The 19,667-nt window shown below is 69.1% G+C and carries 20 protein-coding genes and 1 other RNA gene; 10 read left to right on the plus strand and 11 right to left on the minus strand.

Annotation, left to right across the window (positions count from 1 at the left end; all coding sequences use genetic code 11):
* Window position 1 precedes the first annotated feature (1 nt).
* The 4 genes from cobU to AC5WJ1_RS13290 are packed head-to-tail and all read left to right on the plus strand — an operon-like array spanning window position 2 to window position 3,575.
* The gene (gene cobU / locus AC5WJ1_RS13275) at window positions 2–667 is read left to right on the plus strand and encodes a bifunctional adenosylcobinamide kinase/adenosylcobinamide-phosphate guanylyltransferase (RefSeq protein ID WP_195427241.1); all 666 of its coding nucleotides are present in this window, start codon (window positions 2–4) and stop codon (window positions 665–667) included.
* The gene (cbiB, locus tag AC5WJ1_RS13280) at window positions 661–1,635 is read left to right on the plus strand and encodes an adenosylcobinamide-phosphate synthase CbiB (RefSeq protein ID WP_195427240.1); all 975 of its coding nucleotides are present in this window, start codon (window positions 661–663) and stop codon (window positions 1,633–1,635) included. The genes cobU and cbiB overlap by 7 nt, the downstream gene beginning before the upstream one ends.
* Window positions 1,632–2,651, plus strand: a complete 1,020-nt coding sequence (gene cobD, locus AC5WJ1_RS13285) for a threonine-phosphate decarboxylase CobD (RefSeq protein ID WP_195427239.1) — start codon at window positions 1,632–1,634, stop codon at window positions 2,649–2,651. The genes cbiB and cobD overlap by 4 nt, the downstream gene beginning before the upstream one ends.
* A 9-nt stretch (window positions 2,652–2,660) precedes the next feature.
* Complete coding sequence (locus AC5WJ1_RS13290) at window positions 2,661–3,575, plus strand: cobalamin-binding protein (protein WP_133092156.1); 915 nt, start codon at window positions 2,661–2,663, stop codon at window positions 3,573–3,575.
* A gap of 15 nt (window positions 3,576–3,590) precedes the next feature.
* Here AC5WJ1_RS13290 and AC5WJ1_RS13295 read toward each other — a convergent pair whose 3' ends face one another.
* The 7 genes from AC5WJ1_RS13295 to AC5WJ1_RS13325 are packed head-to-tail and all read right to left on the minus strand — an operon-like array spanning window position 3,591 to window position 10,467.
* Window positions 3,591–4,178 carry a histidine phosphatase family protein gene (locus AC5WJ1_RS13295; RefSeq protein ID WP_195427238.1) on the minus strand — a complete coding sequence of 196 codons (588 nt, stop codon included), beginning with the start codon at window positions 4,176–4,178 and terminating at the stop codon, window positions 3,591–3,593.
* Window positions 4,163–4,978: an adenosylcobinamide-GDP ribazoletransferase gene (locus AC5WJ1_RS13300; RefSeq protein ID WP_133092158.1), complete on the minus strand. Its 816-nt coding sequence runs from the start codon at window positions 4,976–4,978 to the stop codon at window positions 4,163–4,165. The genes AC5WJ1_RS13295 and AC5WJ1_RS13300 overlap by 16 nt, the downstream gene beginning before the upstream one ends.
* Window positions 4,975–6,015, minus strand: coding sequence for a nicotinate-nucleotide--dimethylbenzimidazole phosphoribosyltransferase (cobT, locus tag AC5WJ1_RS13305; protein WP_135705820.1), 1,041 nt, complete (start codon window positions 6,013–6,015; stop codon window positions 4,975–4,977). Before cobT ends, AC5WJ1_RS13300 begins: the two co-directional genes overlap by 4 nt.
* A 44-nt stretch (window positions 6,016–6,059) precedes the next feature.
* On the minus strand, window positions 6,060–6,692 hold the full coding sequence (gene cobO, locus AC5WJ1_RS13310) for a cob(I)yrinic acid a,c-diamide adenosyltransferase (protein ID WP_135705823.1): 633 nt from the start codon (window positions 6,690–6,692) through the stop codon (window positions 6,060–6,062).
* On the minus strand, window positions 6,689–7,537 hold the full coding sequence (locus tag AC5WJ1_RS13315) for an ABC transporter ATP-binding protein (RefSeq protein ID WP_135705824.1): 849 nt from the start codon (window positions 7,535–7,537) through the stop codon (window positions 6,689–6,691). Before AC5WJ1_RS13315 ends, cobO begins: the two co-directional genes overlap by 4 nt.
* Window positions 7,534–8,541: a FecCD family ABC transporter permease gene (locus AC5WJ1_RS13320; protein WP_135705826.1), complete on the minus strand. Its 1,008-nt coding sequence runs from the start codon at window positions 8,539–8,541 to the stop codon at window positions 7,534–7,536. Before AC5WJ1_RS13320 ends, AC5WJ1_RS13315 begins: the two co-directional genes overlap by 4 nt.
* Window positions 8,542–8,556: 15 nt before the next feature.
* Window positions 8,557–10,467: a TonB-dependent receptor domain-containing protein gene (locus AC5WJ1_RS13325; RefSeq protein ID WP_135705828.1), complete on the minus strand. Its 1,911-nt coding sequence runs from the start codon at window positions 10,465–10,467 to the stop codon at window positions 8,557–8,559.
* A gap of 580 nt (window positions 10,468–11,047) precedes the next feature.
* Here AC5WJ1_RS13325 and AC5WJ1_RS13330 point away from each other — a divergent pair.
* The 6 genes from AC5WJ1_RS13330 (at window position 11,048) to AC5WJ1_RS13355 (ending at window position 14,427) form a co-directional block, all read left to right on the plus strand.
* A complete protein-coding gene (locus tag AC5WJ1_RS13330) occupies window positions 11,048–11,359 on the plus strand; it encodes a hypothetical protein (protein ID WP_133092164.1) in 312 nt (103 codons plus the stop codon).
* Window positions 11,356–11,688 carry a cell division protein ZapA gene (locus tag AC5WJ1_RS13335; RefSeq protein ID WP_029046048.1) on the plus strand — a complete coding sequence of 111 codons (333 nt, stop codon included), beginning with the start codon at window positions 11,356–11,358 and terminating at the stop codon, window positions 11,686–11,688. The genes AC5WJ1_RS13330 and AC5WJ1_RS13335 overlap by 4 nt, the downstream gene beginning before the upstream one ends.
* A 304-nt stretch (window positions 11,689–11,992) precedes the next feature.
* Window positions 11,993–12,210: non-coding RNA, 6S RNA (gene ssrS / locus AC5WJ1_RS13340), on the plus strand.
* A 141-nt stretch (window positions 12,211–12,351) separates the two neighbouring features.
* Window positions 12,352–12,792, plus strand: a complete 441-nt coding sequence (locus tag AC5WJ1_RS13345) for an EVE domain-containing protein (protein ID WP_133092377.1) — start codon at window positions 12,352–12,354, stop codon at window positions 12,790–12,792.
* 17 nt (window positions 12,793–12,809) lie between these two features.
* A complete protein-coding gene (locus AC5WJ1_RS13350; RefSeq protein ID WP_135705830.1) occupies window positions 12,810–13,634 on the plus strand; it encodes a sulfite exporter TauE/SafE family protein in 825 nt (274 codons plus the stop codon).
* A 94-nt stretch (window positions 13,635–13,728) separates the two neighbouring features.
* Complete coding sequence (locus tag AC5WJ1_RS13355) at window positions 13,729–14,427, plus strand: SIMPL domain-containing protein (RefSeq protein WP_195427236.1); 699 nt, start codon at window positions 13,729–13,731, stop codon at window positions 14,425–14,427.
* 65 nt (window positions 14,428–14,492) lie between these two features.
* Here AC5WJ1_RS13355 and AC5WJ1_RS13360 read toward each other — a convergent pair whose 3' ends face one another.
* The 4 genes from AC5WJ1_RS13360 to AC5WJ1_RS13375 all read right to left on the minus strand — a co-directional run bounded on the left by AC5WJ1_RS13360 (window position 14,493) and on the right by AC5WJ1_RS13375 (window position 19,646).
* Window positions 14,493–16,046: a malonate--CoA ligase gene (locus AC5WJ1_RS13360; protein WP_135705834.1), complete on the minus strand. Its 1,554-nt coding sequence runs from the start codon at window positions 16,044–16,046 to the stop codon at window positions 14,493–14,495.
* Between the two features lie 109 nt (window positions 16,047–16,155).
* Window positions 16,156–16,938, minus strand: a complete 783-nt coding sequence (locus AC5WJ1_RS13365; protein ID WP_133092168.1) for an enoyl-CoA hydratase/isomerase family protein — start codon at window positions 16,936–16,938, stop codon at window positions 16,156–16,158.
* Window positions 16,939–16,982: 44 nt separating this feature from the next.
* A complete protein-coding gene (locus AC5WJ1_RS13370; protein ID WP_135705835.1) occupies window positions 16,983–17,996 on the minus strand; it encodes a Bug family tripartite tricarboxylate transporter substrate binding protein in 1,014 nt (337 codons plus the stop codon).
* A 150-nt stretch (window positions 17,997–18,146) separates the two neighbouring features.
* Window positions 18,147–19,646, minus strand: a complete 1,500-nt coding sequence (locus AC5WJ1_RS13375) for a malonyl-CoA decarboxylase domain-containing protein (protein ID WP_133092170.1) — start codon at window positions 19,644–19,646, stop codon at window positions 18,147–18,149.
* Window positions 19,647–19,667: the final 21 nt, after the last annotated feature.

Here is a 19,667-nt window from a genome sequence, read left to right on the forward strand (position 1 = left end):
GATGGAAACCCCGGCCATCGCCCCTGAACCCGCTACCGCCAGTGCGGAGAAGCCGCTTGCGGCCGGCACATCCGGCGCGCGGCAGCTGACGCTGGTGCTGGGCGGCGCGCGCTCCGGCAAGAGCCACTACGCCGAACAGCTGGCGAGCGACCACGCCGGCATCACCGGCGGGCCGGTCACGTATATCGCCACCGCGCGCCAGGATCCCGCACGGGCCGACCAGGAACTCGAAGTCCGCATCGCGCTGCACCGCGCCCGCCGTCCCGTCGACTGGCGCCTGGTGGAAGAGCCGGTGCGGCTGGCCGATGCGCTCTATGCCAATGCGCGCCACGACGGCTGCATCCTGGTGGACTGCATGACGCTGTGGATGAACAACCTGCTCTTCCCCGACGGCCGCAGCTATCCCGATCATGGCGTGATCACGCCGCCCGATGCCTTCACCGAAGAGATCGAGTCGCTGCTGACCGCGCTGCCCACGCTGCCCGGCCACGTGATACTGGTCTCCAACGAGATCGGCTTCGGCGTGGTGCCGATGGGCGCGATCACCCGCTTCTACGTCGATGAACTGGGACGCCTGAACCAGAAGCTGGCCGCCGCCGCGGACCGCGTGCGGCTGCTGGTGGCGGGCATCCCGGTCCCGGTCAAGGGCGCCGATCCCGCATGCTGATGCAGGCCTGGCCGGCTTGCGTGGCCGCGGCGCTGGCCGGCGTTCTGCTTGACCGGTGGCTGGGCGAGCCGCGCCGCTTCCATCCGCTGGTCGGCTTTGGCCGCCTCGCTTCAGCCCTCGAACGACGCTGCAACGATCCCCAACGCCGCGGCGCGCCATGGCGGCAGCGCCTGGCGGGCCTTGCCGGCTGGTGCGTGCTGGTGCTGGCGCCGGCTGCGCTCGCATGGTGGCTGGTCGATGCGGCGGCACGCTGGCATTCGCTCGCGGCACTGGTGCTGCATGCCATCGCGCTGTACGCCGCGCTCGGCGCGCGCAGCCTGCACCAGCATATCGCCCCGATTGCCGGCGCCCTCGCTGCGTCCGACCTGCCAGCCGCACGGACGCTCACCGCACGCATCGTCTCGCGCGATACCGCCGATGCCGATGCCGAAGCGCTGGCGCGCGCCGCCTGCGAATCGGCGCTGGAGAACGGCAACGACGCGGTCTTCGGCGCGCTGTTCTGGTTCCTGCTTGGCGGCGCGCCCGCGGTGATCGTGTTCCGGCTGGCCAATACCCTCGATGCGATGTGGGGCTACCGCACGCCGCGGCTGCAATATTTCGGCTGGGCGGCGGCGCGCCTCGACGATGCGCTCAACCTGCTTCCCGCGCGGCTGACCGCGCTGTCGTACGCGCTGCTGGGCGCCACCACACAGGCGCTGCGCTGCTGGCGCACGCAGGCGCCGGCATGGTCCAGCCCCAATGCCGGACCGGTGATGGCGGCGGGCGCCGGCGCGGTCGGCGTGCAGCTTGGCGGACCGGCGCGCTATCACGGCGAGCTGGAACAACGTCCGCCGCTGGGTGCCGGCAGCGCACCGCAGGCCGAGCACGTGATGGCGTGCCTGCGGCTGGTGCAACGTACCTTGTGGCTGTGGCTGGCGCTTGCGGGCGCCAGCGCGCTGGCCGTTCTTGCCGTGTCCGCACCGACGTGAGCCCTGCCCTTCCCCCGATCCGCCATGGCGGCAACCTGCTGGCCGCGGTACGCCGCTACGGCCGTGCCGAAGCCGACTGGCTCGACTTGTCCACCGGCATCCATCCCGACGGCTACCCCGTGCCGGCGCTGCCCGCTTCCGCGTGGCAGCGGCTGCCGCAGGACGGGGATGGGCTTGCCGAGCTGGCCGCACACGCCTTCGGCGCGCCGCAGGCGTTGCCGGTGGCCGGCTCGCAGGCCGCGATCCGCACGCTGCCAGGCCTGCTGCGGCCGGGGCGCGTCGGCATTGCCGCGCTCGGCTACAGCGAGTACGCGCCCGCGTTCGCCGCAGCCGGACATACAGTGGTGCTGCTGGACGAAGCGGACTTCACTCGCGCGGACCTTGCCGATACGCTCGACCATCTGGTCGTCGTCAATCCCAACAACCCCACCGCCCGGCTGCTGCCGGCGGCAATGCTGCTCCATTGGCATGCCGCGCTGGCACGTCGCGGCGGCACGCTGCTGGTCGATGAAGCCTTCATCGATTGCCTGCCCGCGGCATCGGTCGCCGCCCACAGCGGCACTGAAGGATTGGTAGTGCTGCGCTCGGTCGGCAAGTTCTACGGTCTCGCCGGTATCCGCTGCGGCTTCGTGCTGGCGCGCCGGCCGTTGCTCGATGCGCTTCATGAGCGGCTGGGCCACTGGACCGTCTCGGGGCCGGCGCGCGCCGTCGCCCGGCATGCGCTGGCGGACCGCCAGTGGCAGGAAGCCAACCGTGCGCAACTGGGCCTGTCCGGCGCGCGGCTCGGCACGCTGCTGGCGCGCCACGGACTGACCGCTGTCGTGCACCCGTTGTTTTGCTGGGTACCGCATGCCGAGGCGCTGGCGCTGCACGAAGCGCTGGCGCGCCATGGCGTCTGGACCCGATATTTCGACGCCGCAGGCGGCTGCCTGCCGAGCCTGCGCCTGGGCCTGCCGCCCGACCGGCCGGCCTGCTGGCAGCGGCTCGATGCCGCGCTGGCCGCGGTGACCGCCTGAAACCTCGCCATGTACGCATTGAAATTCGCCATTGCCCCGATGCTGGCCGCCACCGCCCTGCTTGCCGCACCCGCGGCGCAGGCCGCCGTATCGGTGGTCGACGATGCCGGCCAGACCATCACGCTGGCGCAGCCGGCACGCCGCGTGATCTCGCTGGCGCCGCACGTGACCGAGATGATCTTTGCCGCCGGCGGCGGCGACCGCATCGTCGGCACGGTCCACTACAGCGACTACCCGCCACAGGCGCGCGACATCCCGCGCGTGGGCGACAACAAGGCGCTGGACCTGGAGCGCATCGCCGCGCTCAAGCCGGACCTGATCGTGGTCTGGCGCCATGGCAATGCTCAGAAGCAGACCGACCGCCTGCGCGCCCTGGGCCTGCCGCTGTTCTACAGCGAGCCGCGCAAGCTGGCATCGATCCCGGAAAACGTGGAGAAGCTGGGCACCCTGCTGGGCACGGAAGCCACCGCGCGGCGCGCCGCCGACAGCTTCCGCCAGCAGGTGGAGACGCTGCGCAAGACCTACGCGGCACGGCCGCCGGTGACCGTGTTCTACCAGGTCTGGCAGCAGCCGCTGATGACGCTCAACGGCCAGCACCTGGTCAGCGACATGCTGGCGCTGTGCGGCGGTCGCAACCTGTTCGGGGCCGAGACGCCACTGGTGCCGACGGTATCGGTCGAGGCGGTGGTGGCGGGCAATCCGGAAGCAATGCTGACCGCGGGCATGGGCGCCACGCGCTCGGACCAGCCGCTGCCCGACTACGCGATGTGGCAGCGCTGGAAGCAAATCACCGCGGTGGCGCGCAACAACCTGTTCGTGATCGACGGCGACCTGGTCAACCGCGCCGGTCCGCGCGTGGTGCAAGGCATCGAGCAGATCTGCAAGGACCTCGACGTGGCGCGCAGCCGGCGCCCGGCGCGCTGATCAGCCACCGCGGTTTTAAGTCCGGTTCCACCATTCGAGCCGCGCCCCATCCGCACCCAGCCGGAAGCGGCAGCTCGCGCCGAAGCCCAGCGCCCAGTTGACCGTCACCGCCAGCGGCACGCCGAGCCAGTGCGCGGCCAGCATGCGCATCGGCCCGGCATGGCCGACCACCCATACGCAGCAATCGTCCCGCACATCGAGCGCGTCGGCCCAGCCGGCCACGCGCGCCATCGCCTGCGCCGGCGACTCGCCGCCATGCGGGCGCGCATGCAGCAGGTCCGCGGCCCACTGGTCGAGCGCGGCGCGGTCGATCTCGTCCCACGGTACGCCTTCCCAGCTGCCGAAGTCCAGCTCGCGCAACAGCGGTTCGGTGGCAATAGCCGGAATAGCCGGCACGCCGGCCGGCAAGGTCTGCACCAGCGCCTGCGCGGTCCCGAGCGCACGCGCCAGCGGGCTGCTGACGATGCGCGCGGGCGCCGGCAGGCCCGCCACGATCTGCGCGGCAACCGGCATCAGTGGCGACACCAGCGGCAGGTCGAGGCAGCCGTAGCAGGTGCCCGCAGCCACCGCGGGCTGCGCATGGCGGATCAGGACCAGGTCCATGCCGATGCCACCAGGTAGATCAGGGTCTCCGCGCACTGCTGGGCCATGCCGAGGCAATCGCCGGTATAGCCGCCGATGCGGCGCACGAAGTAGCGGCCGAGCAGCACGCGCAACACTAGCAGCGCAGCCACGGCGCCCGCAAAGAACGATGGCGATACCAGCCACAGCGGTACCACCCCGCACAACAGCGCGAACCCCAGCCCCGCGCCGGCGAGCCGCTGCGCCACAGGCTTGGCCTTGCCTTCCGGGCGCACGTACTGCAGCGTGGCGAGATAGCTGACCGCCATCGCGCGGCTGGCGGCGTGCGCTGCCACCAGCACCGCCAGCAATACCGCCGCACCGTGCTGCGTGCCGATCGCCACCAGCAGTTGCCACTTGAGCAGCAGCGCCACCACCAGCGCGATGGCGCCGAACGCACCGATGCGCGAGTCATGCATGATGCGCAGTACGTCTTCGCGCTGCCATGCGCCGCCGAAGGCATCGACGCAGTCCGCCAGGCCGTCCTCATGGAAGGCGCCGGTCAGCAGCAGCGTGGCCGCCATTCCCAGCAGCACCGCCACGCCGACCGGCCACCACTGCAGCGCGCCCCATGTAACCAGCGCACCGGCGCCGCCGACCAGCAGGCCCACCAGCGGGAAATAACGCGCCGCGGCATGCAGGTAATGCGGCTCGAATCCGACCCATCGCGCCAGCCAGCCAGGCAGCGGCACACGCGTGAAATAGCCCAGCGCGGTAAAGAAATAGCGCAGCTCGCCGCCGAAGCCGGCCGGCGCGGGCGCGGGGTCGGACGGCACACTCATGCCGAGGCCGTGCTGACGCCGGCGCCGCTGAAGGTCGCCATCTCGTTGAGGAACGCGACCGCGGACGCGAGCAGCGGCCACGCCAGCGCCGCGCCGGTGCCCTCGCCCAGGCGCAGGTCCAGCGCCAGCAGCGGTTCGGCGCCAAAGTGGTCCAGCAGCGCGCGGTGGCCGCGCTCGTGCGAGCAATGCGTGAACACGCAGTACTGCAGCACGTTGGGGTCGATGCGCTGCGCCACCAGCAGCGCGGCCGTGGCGATAAAGCCATCGACCAGGATCACCATGCGGCTGGCCGCGGCGGCGAGAAAGGCGCCAGCCATCATCGCGATCTCGAAGCCGCCGAACGTCGCCAGCACATCGAGCGGCGCCTGCGCATCAGGGTGCAGCGCGAGGGCGCCTTCCAGCACCTCGCGCTTGCGCGCCAGCCCGGCATCGTCCAGCCCGGTGCCGCGGCCGATGCAGTCCGCCAGCGGCAGCCCGGTCAGCCGCTGCATCAGGCACGCGGCGGCCGAGGTATTGGCAATGCCCATCTCGCCGAAGCCGATCACATTGCAGCCCTGCTGGGCATGTCGCAGCACGCGCGCCATGCCGGCGGTCATCGCCGCCGCGGCCTGTTCCGGCGTCATCGCCGGTTCCTGCGCGAAGTTGCGGGTGCCGTCGGCGATGCGGCAGTTGACCAGCCCGGGTGCCGCCGGCAGCGGCACGCGCACGCCGGCGTCGACGATTTCCAGCGCAATACCGTGCTGGCGCGAGAACACATTGATCGCCGCGCCGCCGGCCAGGAAATTCCTGACCATCTGCGCGGTGACCTCGGCCGGATAGGCGCTGACGCCCGCGTCGGCCACGCCGTGATCCGCGGCAAAGACGATCACCGTCGGCCGCTGCAGCACGGGGCGCTGCGTGCCGAGGATCAGCCCCAGCTGCAGCGCCAGCGACTCGAGCCGGCCGAGCGCGCCGAGCGGCTTGGTCTTGTCGTCGATGGCGGCCTGCAGCACGGGACGCAGTGTGTTGTCGAGGGGAGCGATTTCGGGAAACTGCATGATGCTGTGGTTCTTGAGGTCTGGATCGTGGGAAACACTCGGGGCTACATTTCCACGCCGCGCTGCGCCTTGATGCCCTGCTGGAAGGCGTGCTTGACCGGCGTCATGTCGGTGACGGTATCGGCCGCCTCCACCAGCGCCGGCGGCGCGCCGCGGCCGGTGATGACCACGTGCTGCATCGGCGGGCGTGCGCGCAGGTCGGCAATGACCCGATCCACATCAAGATAGTGCAGCTTGAGCGCGATGTTGAGTTCATCGAGCAGCACCAGCCCGACGGCCGGGTCGCGCAGCATGCCGCGGGCCACTTCCCACGCGGCTTCGGCCTTGGCCACGTCGCGCGCGCGGTCCTGGGTGTCCCAGGTATAGCCCTCGCCCATCACGTGAAAAGCACATTCCTCGGGGAAGCGGCGCAGGAACATCTCTTCGCCGGTCGGCTGCGCGCCCTTGATGAACTGGACCACGCCGGTGCGCATGCCGTGTCCGAGCGCGCGCACCACCATGCCGAAGCCGGAGCTGGATTTGCCCTTGCCGTTGCCGGTCGTGATCACGATCACGCCGCGCTCGTCCTGCGCGGCGGCGATCTTGGCGTCGATCACTTCTTTCTTGCGCACCATGCGCGCCTTGTGGCGTGCGTCGCGCTCCGGGTCGTCGGTGGCGGGATTGTGAGAATCGGTCATTTACTCGGGCCTTGCGTAAAGAATCGCGGCGCCGTGGCGCCATCGGGAATCAGTGCAGTATGCACGCCGTCGCTGACGCTGACGATGCGGGTGCGCAGCGCGCGTGAGCAATGTTCGGGAGTCAGTACCTGTGCCGCCGGGCCATGCAGCGCGGTGCCGTCTTCGGCCATCAGCAACGCGTGGGTGGCGTAGCGCAGCGCCAGCGTCAGGTCGTGCAGGATCACCACGATGGCGTGGCGACCGGCGCGGGCCAGCGCGGCAAGCTGCTCCAGCACCAGGATCTGGTGGCGCAGGTCGAGGTGCGAGACCGGCTCGTCGAGCAGCAGCAGCGGCGCCTGCTGCGCCAGCGCCGCGGCGAGCGAGGCGCGCTGCCGCTCGCCGCCGGACAGCGTCAGCACGTCGCGGGCCGCCAGTGCCTCGATATCCATGGCGCGGATGGTGTCGTGCACCACACGGTCGTCCTCGCGCCCGGTCCAGCCCCAGCCGGACAGGTGCGGGTGGCGGCCTACGCGCACCGCATCGAGCACCGACATGGAGAACGTATCGTGCACCGCCTGCGGCAGGTAGGCACGCTGGCGTGCCAGCGCCGACGGCGCCACCTGCACGGCAGGCTTGCCGTCGATCTCGACAGTGCCGCCGTCCACGTGGCGCAGGCCCGCCAACGCGGTCATCAGCGTGGACTTGCCGGCGCCGTTGGGCCCGGCGATGCACCACAGCTGGCCGGGGCCGATGTCCAGCGTCAGGTCATCGACCAGCACGCGCTGGCCGGTGCGCAGCCGCACGTCGCGCAGCGCCAGCACCGGGCAGGCGGCTAGCGGCAGCGACCAGTCGGCGCTCGCGTTCATCGCGGCCTCCGCAGCAGCAGGTAGAGAAAGGTCGGCACACCCAGCAGTGCCGTGATCACGCCCACCGGCAGCTGCGCCGGTGCGATCACGGTGCGGGCGACCAGGTCGGCCGCCATCAGCAGCGCACCGCCCAGCAACACCGCCGCCGGCAGCAGCAGGCGCTGGTCGTTGCCCCATGCCAGCCGCACCAGGTGCGGCACGACCAGGCCGATAAAGCCGATCGATCCGGCCGTGGTAATGGCCACGGCAATGCACACGGAAGCCAGCAGGAAGGTCAGCAGCCGCACCCGGCCCACGCGCACGCCCAGCGACTGCGCCACGGTCTCGCCCAGCAGCATCACGTTGAGCGCGCGCGCCATCGGCATGGCCAGCAGCAGCGCGACGATCATCGTCGCCAGCGCGCCGCCGTAGCTGGCGGTGCCGCCCAGGTCGCCGGTCAGCCAGAACAGCATGCCGCGCAGCCGCGATTCCGGCGCGACGGCAAGGATCAGCGTGATCACCGCGCCCCACCCCGCGGCCATGATCACGCCAGTCAGCAGCAGGCGCGCGCCGGCCTCGCGATGGCCGCCCTGCACCTGCGGGTGCAGCAGGTCGCGCCGTGCCAGCGTTGCCACCAGCAGCATCGAGCCCAGCGCGCCGACGGCGGCGGCCGTCTGCACGCCCCACCACGGCGACAGCACCAGCATCGCCAGCAAGGCGCCGACCGACGCGCCGCCGGAGACGCCCAGCACATAGGGCTCGGCCAGCGGGTTGCGCAGCAGCACCTGCATCAGCGCGCCGGACAGCGCCAGCAGGCCGCCGCAGGCAAAGGCCGCGGCCGCGCGCGGCAGGCGCAGCTCGCGCACGATGGCGCCCGCGGTACCAGTGTCGGCACCGCTGAGCGCCTGCCACAGCTCGCGCGCATCGAGCGATACGCTGCCCAGCGCGAGCGAGGCCGCGAAGACTGCGGCTGACGCAACGGCAAGCGCCAGCCACACCGCCAGGGCGCGCCGGAACTCAGACATGGCGCGCCCGAGCGCTCATCGCTGGCGCCAGCCCAGCGTGATGAAGCCCGCGCGCCCCTGCGTGTTGTAGGGGTAAGCGAGCTGGTAGTCCTTGTCGAACAGGTTTTCGACGCGGGCGGCAACGAACCATTGCTTGTCGATGTTGTAGCGGGCGTTGAGGTTGACGATACCGTATCCGCCCAGGCGGCGCGAACCGGCGTCCATGCGCGACGACGATACCAGCCATTCGCCGCCGAAGCGCCAGTTGCCGAAGTTGCGGCCCACGTCCAGCGCGGCGTGGCGGCGCGCGCGGCGCAGCAGCTGGGTGTCGTTCTGCTCGTCGACCGGGTTCTGGAAGGTCACGCTGGCGCCAACGTCGGTGCCGTACACGGTGGCGCGCCACGACGCCTCGATGCCCTGCACCTTGGCCTTGTTGACGTTCTCTGCCAGGAACATGCCGTTGGGCTGCAGCGCCGACACGATCAGGTCGTCGTAACGGGTCTCGAACGCGGTCACGCGCAGCAGGCCCGCCGTGGCGGTGGTGTATTGCACGCCCGCCTCGACCGACTTGGCGCGCTCCGGCTGCAGGTTGGGCTGGCCGAAGTTGGGGAAGTACAGCTCGTTGAAGGTCGGCGCGCGGAAGGCGTTGCTGACGCTGGCGATCAGCTTGAACGCATCGGTCACGTTATAGCCGTAGCCGGCGAAGAAGCTGCCCTGGTTGCCGAAGTCGGAATAATGGTCGTTGCGCGCGTTGAGCTGCAGCTGGTGCTTGCCGATGCGCCCGTCGTAGCCGCCGAACACCGAGAACACGTTGCGCGTGGGCGCGCCGTAGGCGCTCGAGACCAGTTCCTGCTGCAGGTAGTCGGTGCCGAACAGCAGCGTGTGGTTGGCGGCGACCGCGTACTCGTTCTGCCAGTTGAACTGGCGGTTGCGGGTGTTGAAGGTGCCGTTGGGACGCCCGTTCAGGAAGGTGTCGCTGTTGTCCGCGCTCTGCGACAGCTTGAAGTGCGTGGTCCAGTCGGCGCCGACCTTGCCGTTGACGAAGGCCGACAGCGTGTACAGCTCGCTGTTGGTGCGGTTGTCGTCGGTCGGGCGGCCGAAGGCGCTGTCGAACGACAGCTTGCTCTTCGAGTAGTAGCCGCTGAAGCCCGCATCCCAGTCGGGCGTGAAGCGGTGCTTCACCTGGCCCGACACGCTCTGGTTCTCGTAGGGGTTGTCGTTGGGGTTGGCGCGCGGCGCCTGTTGCGTATTGATCGACGAGAAGCCATCGGTCTTGAACGCCGATCCGGTCAGGTTGAACGAGGTATCGCCCACCTGCCCGCCGTAGCCGACCGTGCCCTGGCGCGTGTTGTTGCTGCCGTACTCCACCGACGCATTGGCCGCCGGGGCCTGGCCCGCACCGCTCTTGGTAAAGATCTGCACCACGCCGCCGATCGCGTCCGAGCCGTACAGCGCCGACACGTTGCCGCGTACCACCTCGATCCGGTCGATCTGGTCGGGCAGGATATTGGCCAGCTGCGCGGTGCCGCTGCTGGCCGACGACACGCGCACGCCATCGATCAGGATCAGCGTCTGGTTGGAGTTGGCGCCGCGCATGAACAGCGAGGTGTTGGTGCCCATGCCGCCATTGGCGGTGAGCTCCACGCCGGCCTGGTTGCGCAGCAGCGTGCGCAGGTCGGGCGCCTGCGAGTTGACGATATCTTGCTGCGTCACCACCGTCGTGTGCGGCAGTGCCTCGGTAATGGATTGCGCGGTGCGGGTGGAGGTCACCACCACCGGGGCCAGTTGCTGGGCGGTGCCGCTGTCGGCGGCTTGCGCGAACGAGGTGGCCGGGACCAGGGTGAACGAGGCAATGGCTGCCGCAATCGCAGACGAGGTTGCGGGCACGAGCGGACGCACCGCCGGGGCTGCTGCCGGGCGGGTCGACCTGTGGAGCGATGAACGCATGATGCAGGACTAGGTAGGAACGGCCGGGCCCGTTCCCCCGCGGACCATATGGCGATGAGGCGTGCCGCGCACGGGCGGCAGCCCGCGTTCAGGCCGGTATCCGGGCTGGCGACTCGGAACCGGCGCCTTCCCGAACCCGAGGTTCAGTGGCGTGCGGCCGGTCCTGCGTGGACATGTGGCCGGGATCGGATCCCGGTCGTTGCCGGCGGCCCTTCCGGCAGCTGGCTGCGGAAGTGGCTGGCGCTGGCGGATGCGCACGCGGTCGCTTACCGTTGCGGGGGCAGCACAGGTTGGCCCGTCCGGCGCGCGGCCGGCAAGGCTCCCTGTTTCCCGTTGAACTGCCCTTTCGCCAGGGACGAAAAGGGCGAGCACCTGGAACGTGCGCGAGTGTAGGGAGTTTCGCTACCCGAGTCAACGCGGCGCCCGTAGTGTTTTGTCACAACTCTGCCGTGGTTTTGGGTGCAGAAGGCTGCAACTTCCATGCAGGTACCCGGTCACAAACGCTTTCCTTCGCATTGTGCGCGGCGGCGCATCGGCTAGAATCGCGTTACCTGACCTTTATCCCATCATGACAGGCCCTATGCTCAACGAACTCGAACAACTGGCCGCGAAGATCGGGCGCGTGCTGCACCATGCGGACACCCTGGCGGCGGAAAACCAGCGGCTGCGCGACGAGATCGCCCGGCTGGAGGGTGAAGCCGCGCAGTTGCGCAGCGAGCGCGAGGCCATGGCAGCCGACCGCGAGTTGCTCAACATCAAGATCGAGGAAGCGCAGCTGCGCATCCAGTCCATCCTTGACAAGCTGCCGACCGCCAGCGACACGCGCCAGCTCGACCTGCTGGGCGAGGGCGCCGCGGCAGAGCCGCACAAGGCCTCCGGAGAACACGCATGAGCAACAAGCAAGTCGAAGTCAATATCGCCGGCCAGCCGTACCGCTTTGCCATCGCGCCCGAGAACGAGGCCGCGCTGCTCGAGGCCGTGGCACTGGTCGACACGCAGATGAACAAGCTGCGCAACGGCATTGCCGCCAAGGGCGTCGAGCGCGTGGCGGTGATGGCCGCGATTTCGATCGCGTCCGATCTGCTGGCCCTGCAGCGCAAGCAGCAGGCCGAAGGCACGATCCCGGTCGAGGCCATCCACGCGCGCATCCGCGAACTGAACGAACGCGCCGACGAAGCGTTGCGGCAATACGCGCACGTGGGTACCGGCACGCGGGGCTGAACGGGCCGGTTGAAACCCAGCCGGGCAGCCTTATATACCGTGAAAATGGAGGGATGTGCAGCGGATGCCGCGCTGTCGCGCAAAATGTAACGATACGCGCGTGTGGACTTGGTAAGGCCTGCGACGCGGTGTATAGTGTAGCCAGACTGCACGAGGCACCACAAAAGTGCAGCTGACTGGCCAGGTTATCGCGCCCGGCCGCCGTTTTCATCCCATCCTAGTTAGAAACGGCAAACGTCTGACATCCCGCAGGCAGGTCACCTACCCGGCCGGTCGAAGCGGTTGTAGCGTCAGACGTTTGACAGTTTCCCTGCCTGGTTCGTGAGGGTCATAAACTCCTTGAACCGATATGCATTGCATGGTGCGGGATCATGTCGCGTGGGCGAGCGCGTCGTCGCATTCATAGTCCGGGCCTGGCTTGGACTCCCTGAGTGGATGATGTACCCGAAATGCGACTTCCGCAGCCACTCTGAACCTCACTTGGGTTCAGGATGCCGACCCAGCGGCCGAGGCGGGGACCCCCTAAAAAGGCGGTGGTTTTCTGAACCATCGCCTTTTTTCTTTGCGCACGCGCGCGGGCCTCGCCCGCGCACTCCGACTCCTTCATCCTCGAACCGCGCCGTGAGCCCGACCCCGAACAAACGCGCCCGCCAGTATTGGCTGATGAAATCGGAACCGGACGAGGCCAGCATCGACGACCTCGCCCGCGAGGGGACGCTGCCGTGGACCGGCGTGCGCAACTACCAGGCGCGCAACTTCATGCGCGACACCATGCAGATCGGCGACGGCGTGCTGTTCTACCACTCGTCGTGTCCCGAGCCCGGCATTGCCGGCCTGGCCGAGGTCTGCTCCACGCCCTACCCCGACCCGACCCAGTTCGATGCCAAGAGCCCGTACTACGACGCCGCGTCGACGCCCGATACGCCGCGCTGGCTGCTGGTCGACGTGCGCTTCGAGCGCAAGAGCGAGCTGATTTCGCTGGCCGCGCTGCGCGAGCATGAAGAACTGGCCGACATGGTGGTGCTGCGCCGTGGCAACCGGCTCTCGATCACGCCGGTCACGCCGGCGGAATGGCGCTTCATTACCGGCAAGCTGATGCGCTGACACCGGCGCGCTGACCCATGCAGCTTGCTACCCTGCCGGTGCTGGTCCCTGCGCTGCTGGCCCTTGGCGCCTTTACCGGCTTCTGCGCCGGGCTGCTCGGCGTCGGCGGCGGCATGATGATGGTGCCGTTCCTGACGCTGCTGTTCAGCGCGCTGGGCTTTCCCACGGAAGCCATTGTCCATATGGCGATCGCCACCTCGATGGGCACCATCCTGTTCACGTCGCTGTCGTCGGTGCGCGCGCACCACAAGCGCGGCGCGGTGCGCTGGCCGGTGGTGCTGGCGCTGGCACCGGGCATCGTGCTCGGCGGCATGATCGGGGGCGGCAAGGTCTTTGCCGCGCTCAAGACCAGCTGGCTGTCGCTTGCCTTTGCCGTGTTTGTCGGGTTTTCCGCGCTGCAGATGCTGCGCAGCCGCCGACCCGCCCCGAGCCGGCAACTGCCGGGCGCGGCGGGCATGCTGGGCACGGGCGGCGTGATCGGGTTCCTGTCGAGCCTGGTCGGCGCGGGCGGCGCCTTTGTCTCGGTACCGTTCATGACCTGGTGCAACGTGCCGATCCACAACGCGGTGGCGACGTCGGCCGCACTGGGCTTCCCGATCGCTGCCGCCAGCGTGGCGGGCTATGTCTGGAGCGGCTGGCAGATGCCGGGACTGCCGCCGGGATCGATCGGCTACATCTACCTGCCGGCGATGCTCGTCATTGTCGCGGCCAGCATGCTGACCGCGCCGCTGGGGGCGCGCACCGCGCACCAGATGGATGTCGGGCAGCTGCGCAAGGCCTTTGCGGTGCTGCTGCTGTGCCTGGCGTCCTACATGCTGTGGAAGGCCTGGCAGGCGTTCTGAGGGCACCGGGTCCGCAACATTCGTTTGCAATCTCGCGGAACGTTTCAGGCGCCGGTTCCGTCTGACAGCCACTACGTTTTTTCGGGAGAACAAGATGAAACAATGGCTTGCCGCCACCCTGCTGGGCACCACCGCCATCGTCGCTTCGGCGCATGGCGGGCCGGCCGAGACGCCGTCCGGCGTGCTGTCGCTGTCAGCACAGGCAATGAGCGAAGTGCCGACCGACATCGTGCAACTGACGCTGGCCGCCGAACAGGAAGGCGCGGAGCCCACGGCGATCTCGACGGCGCTGTCCACGCGCACCCAGGCCGTGCTGGCACAGGCAAAGCGCACGCAGGGCGTGACCGCGGAATCGGGCGGCTTCACCATCCACCCGAGCACCGACCGCAACGGCCGCATCAGCACGTGGCGCGGGCGCTCCGAGGTCATCCTGAAGTCGCGCGATTTCCCGGCGGTATCGAAGCTGGCAGGCGAGCTGGCCAGCCAGATGCAGGTGCAGAACATCGCCTTCTCGCTGTCGCGCGAAGCGCGCGAAGCGGCCGAGGCCAGGCTGGCCGAACAGGCGGCGGCAACGTTCCGCAACAAGGCGCAGTCGAGCACCAAGCTGTTCGGCTACAACAGCTACACCATCCGGGAGGTCAACGTGAGCGAAAGCGGCGTGGTGCCGCCGATGCCGCGCATGTATGGCGCAGCCAAGGCGATGATGGCCGATGCCGCGGTGCCGGTGCCGGTGGAAGGCGGCAAGACGCAGGTGACGGTATCGGTGAACGGGTCGGTGCAGATGCTGAAGTAAGCCGGTGAGCCACCGCTTGCATGCTGCCTCTCCCGCAAGCGGGAGAGGCAGCATGCCCTGGAACGTCAGAGCGTTGCAAACTGCTGCCGCAACACGTTCTTCTGCACCTTCCCCATCGTATTGCGCGGCAGTTCGTCCACCACGTGCACGCGCTTGGGCACCTTGAAATTGGCGATGCGTCCCTTCAGCGTGCCGATCATCGCCGACTCATCGATCTCCGCGCCCGGCTTCGTCACCACCACCGCCACCACTGCCTCGCCGAAGTCCGAGTGCGGCACGCCGATCACCGCGCTCTCGGCCACGCCCGGCATCTCGTCGATAAAGCTTTCGATTTCCTTCGGGTAGACGTTGTAGCCGCCCGAGATGATCAGGTCCTTGCTGCGGCCGACAATGGTCAGGTAGCTGTCCGGCACCTGGCGCTCGCCAGCCTGGCTGACAATGGCGCCGCCAAAGCGGCCGACGTCGCCGGTCTTGAACCAGCCGTCCCCGGTGAACTCTTCCCTGGTCTTCTCCGGCATGCGCCAGTAGCCATGGAATACGTTCGGGCCCTTGACCTCGACATTGCCGATCTCGCCCGGCGCGCAAGGGTTGCCATCGCCATCGACCACGCGCACCGACACGCCCGGCAGCGGCATCCCGACGGTGCCGCCGATGCGTTCGCCCAGCGCGGAGTCATACGGGTTGGACACCAGCATCACCGTCTCGCTCATGCCGTAGCGCTCCAGGATGGTATGGCCGGTGCGCTCGCGGAAGGCGTCGAAGGTTTCCAGCAGCAGCGGCGCCGAGCCCGACACGAACAGCCGCATGCGGCGGCAGGTGTCGTCGTCGAAGCGCGGCTCCTGCAGCATGCGCACGTAGTAGGTCGGCACGCCCATCATCACGGTCGAGCGCGGCAGGAATTTCAGCACCTGCGCCATGTCGAGCCGGGGCGCCCAGATCATCTTGGCGCCGGCCAGCAGCGCGCCGTGCGAGGCCACGAACAGGCCGTGCACGTGGAAGATCGGCAGCATGTGCAGCAGCACGTCGTCGCTGCGCCAGCCCCAGTATTCGTGCAGCGTCTGCGCGTTGGAGGCGAGGTTGCGGTGCGTCAGCATCGCGCCCTTGCTGCGGCCGGTGGTGCCCGAGGTGTAGAGGATGGCGGCGAGGTCGTCGTCCGCGCGCGCGACGGTGGCAAAGGTGTCGTCCTTGCCGGCCGCACGTGCCAGCAGCGAGCCGCTGCGGTCATCGTCCAGCGTAAAGACGTGGTTGACGCCGTGGCGGAAAGCCACCTTGGACACCCAGGCGAAATTCTTGCTGCTGCACACCACCACCGACGGCTCGGCGTTGCCGACGAAATAGTCGATCTCCGCCTCCTGGTAAGCGGTATTCAGCGGCAGGTAGACGTAGCCCGCGCGCAGCGTGGCCAGATACAGGAACAGCGCCTCGGGCGACTTCTCGACCTGCACGGCCACGCGCGCGCCTTCGGGCAGGTTCAGCGAGCCCAGCAGGTTGGCCAGCTTGGCGGTGGCGCGGTCGAGGTCGTCCCAGCTGTAGTACAGGCCGTCGTGGGTCTCGATGCAGCAGGCGGTGCGGTCCGCGGGAAAGCGGGTTTCGAACAGGGCGAACAGGTTGGCGTTCATGGTGTGGATCGAACGAAAGGCTTGGAACGGTATGGGTCACGCAGGGGCATGGCCCCCGATGCCAGATGGTGCGGGCATGGCAATCCCGCATTCTGGCAGATTTGCCGGACTACTCTCCCCGGAACTGCGGCGGCCGGCGCGCCAGGAAGGCGGCCACGCCCTCGGCATGGTCGGCGCCTTCCGCATAGGCGAAGTGCGCGTCGAGCTCGGCCGGCGACAGCGGCGCCGGCATCGGCGCCAGGCGGTGGATGGTGGCCTTGTTGATGCGCGCCGCGGCGGGTGCGCCGGCGGCAATGCGGCGCACCGCGGCATCGACTTCGGCGGCCAGCGCGCCTGGCTCCACCACGCGCGTCAACAGGCCCTTGGCATGCGCCTCGGCGGCGTCGAAGACACGGCCTTCCAGCAGGATCTCGAGCGTTGCGGCGCGCCCCGCCAGCGCCAGCAGGCCTTGCAGCTCGCCCGGCGCCATCGGGAAGCCGAGCCGGTTGATCGGCACCCCGAAGCGGCTGTCCGAGGCGGCGATGCGCAGGTCGCAATGGCATGCGATCTCCAGGCCGCCGCCTACGCATACGCCCTCGATCTTCGCCACGGTCGGGTGCGGGCATTGCGCCACGGCGGCCAGCGCCGGCGCGATGGTGGCCATGTGGTAGTGCCGCACCGCAGCCTCGTCGCCGCGTTCGGCGGGAAACTCGGCGATGTCGGCGCCGGCGGCAAAGTTGCCGTCGGCGCCGCGCACCACCACGCAGCGCAGCGCGGAGTCGGCCGCCAGGCGGGTGAAGCCTGCCGCCAGCTCGCGCCACATCTGCGCGGAGATGGCGTTGAGCTTGCCGGCGTGCGACAGCGTGACGGTGGCAGTGGTGCCCTGGGAGGCAAAGACGACGGTACCGCTCATCGCCCCGCTCCGTTGCATGGATCGGACTTCGACATGATGACGCGTCAATCCATCTTGGCGCCGGACTGCTGCACCACCTGCGCCCAGCGGCGGATCTCGGCACGCTGGAACTGCGCGAACTGCTCCTGCGTGAAGACCGGTGTCTCGGAGCCGTTGTTGAGCCAGACCTGCTTCATTTCCGGCGTGTTCAGCGCCTTCTCGGTCTCGGCGTACAGGCGGTCGACGATGTCCTTGGGCGTACCCTTGGGCACCCACATCGCATACCAGGTCGAGACCTCGTAGTTAGGCACCCCGGCCTCGGCCGCGGTCGGCACATTGGGGAAGGCCGCCGAGCGCTTGCTCGATGCCACCGCCAGCGCCTTGATGCGGCCGGCACGGATATGCTGCGCCGACGAGCCCAGGCCGTCGAACATCAGGTCGACCTGGCCCGCGATCAGGTCGGACAATGCGGGGCCGGCGCCCTTGTACGGGATATGGGTGATGAAGGTCTTGGTCTGGATCTTGAACAGCTCGCCCGCCAGGTGGTGGGCCGAACCGTTGCCGGCCGAGCCGTAGTTGAGCTTGCCGGGATTGGCCTTGGCGTAGGCAATCAGCTCCTGCAGCGTATTGGCCTTGACGCGGTTGGGATTGACCACTATCACCTGCGGCGGCTGGGCGATCACCGTCACCGGGATGAAATCCTTCTCGATGTCGTAGTCCAGCTTCTTGTAGAACGACGGCGCGATCGCATGGTGCGCACCGCCGATGAACACGGTGTAGCCGTCCGGCGCGGCCTTGGCCGCGATGCTGGCCCCGACCGTGCCGCCCGCGCCGCCGCGGTTGTCGATCACGAACTGCTTGCCCAGCTGCTTGGACAGCTGCGCGGTCAGCGGGCGCGCAAAGGCATCGGTGCCGCCGCCGGCCGGGAACGGCACGATCACGGTGACGGGCTTGGACGGCCAGGCATCGGCATGGGCGGCGGGTGCCGCGAACAGCGTGGCGGCGCCGATGCCGGCCACGCCAAGTGCCATGCCCGCTGCGCGCGCGCAGGCGGCCAGGCTGAACTGACGACGATTCATGTTGCTGTCTCCTCTCTCTCTTTTCTGCGGAAAGTCGATCTGAATTGCCACGCGCAGGCGCTGTGGCACGGCTCTACTGCAAGGTCCCGACAAGGAAACGCGGCGCACGGCGCCGCGCTGTGCTGGGCCATCCCCGTGACCGGACCAGGGTCACAGCAGCTTCCCGACGCTACGGCCGATGCGCGGGTTGCCTGCACCCAGGCGTGCCAGATTGTCATCCAGCGCCTCGGGCACGTAAAGGTAATTCACCATCATGCCGCAGCTCTGGCTTCGGCCTTTGCGCGACAGGTCGGCGGCCCAGTTGAGCCGCTCGACACAGGCGCCGTTGCCGAGATGGAAGCGTGCCACCGGGTCCGCCGGCAGCGCCTGGTGGCGCTCGCGCACCAGGTAATGCGCGGCCAGCGCCATCGCGGTATCGCGCGTCAACGGGTCGGCATCGGCGGGCGCTTCGGGCGACAGCGCCGCCAGCCACCCTGCCCCGTCGGCCGGCGCCTCGCCGTGGCGCTCGCGCCAGCGCGCCAGGCGCTTGTCGCCGAGCGCGCGAGAGACCGCCTCGGCGTCCTGCTTGCGCAGCCAGTCGGCAAACCCGGGAATCGGCGACAGCGTGGCGAACTGCTTGACCTTGGGAAATTCGCGCTGCAGTTCCTCGATCACGCGCTTGAGCAGGAAATTGCCGAAGCTGACGCCGCGCAGGCCGGCCTGCGTGTTGCTGATCGAGTAGAAGATGGCCCACTTTACGCGGCGCAGGTCTTCCAGCGGGGCGGCCTCGTCGAGCAATGTCTGGACATTGGCGGCCATCTCGGGGACGAACGCGACCTCGACGAAGATCAGCGGCTCGCGCGGGATGCGCGGATGGAAGAAGGCGTAGCAGCGGCGATCGGAGTCGAGCCGGTTGCGCAGGTCGGTCCACGAGGCGATCTCGTGTACGGCCTCATAACGGATCAGCTTTTCCAGCAGCGAGGCGGGCGAGTCCCAGGTGATCGGCTGCAGTTCCAGCAGGCCCACGTCGAACCAGTTGGAGAACAGCGCCTCGAGGTCGTCGTCGAGCACGCGCAGCCCCGGCACCCGGCGCTGCCAGCGCAGCATGTCGGCGCGCAGCTGGATCAGGAAGTGCAGCCCGCAGGCGCTGCTGCCGCGCTGGCCGTGGAGCGCGGCCAAACGCTTGAAGAAGCGGATGCGGGCGCTGGACAGGGCGTGGGTCAGTCCGGAATGGCCTGCCTTGCCGTCGGGCTTTGTGTCACCCCTGGCTTCACCCTTTGTGTCACCCTTGCCCTCGCCCTTGGCGTCGGCGGCCTTTTCGCCGCTGCTGCCGGCGACCTCCGCAAGCAACTCCAGCATGGCGCGCCGGGTGGCCTCGCCCGCGGCCTCGTACTCGGCCTGCCACGCCTGCGCAGCGGCATTGGCGGCACCGTCGGTCAGGCGGGCATCGAAGCACAGCCGCAACTGCTCACGCTGTCGCCGCGCCACGCGCGTTGGCAACGGCACCTCGCCGTCGGCGTGCGCCACGCCGTTGGCTGCCTTGGTCGCGGCCTCGGCCTCGCCCTTGCGGCCCCACCAGCGGCCCAGCCGCGACAGGAAATTACTGCCGGCCGGCTCGCTCTCGCCCAGCGGCGCGCTGATTTTCCGGTCACCCGTGTCGAAGGAGTTCATGCGGTACCTGCCTTGTGCATC

The organism is Cupriavidus sp. MEYA8, from assembly GCF_059278825.1.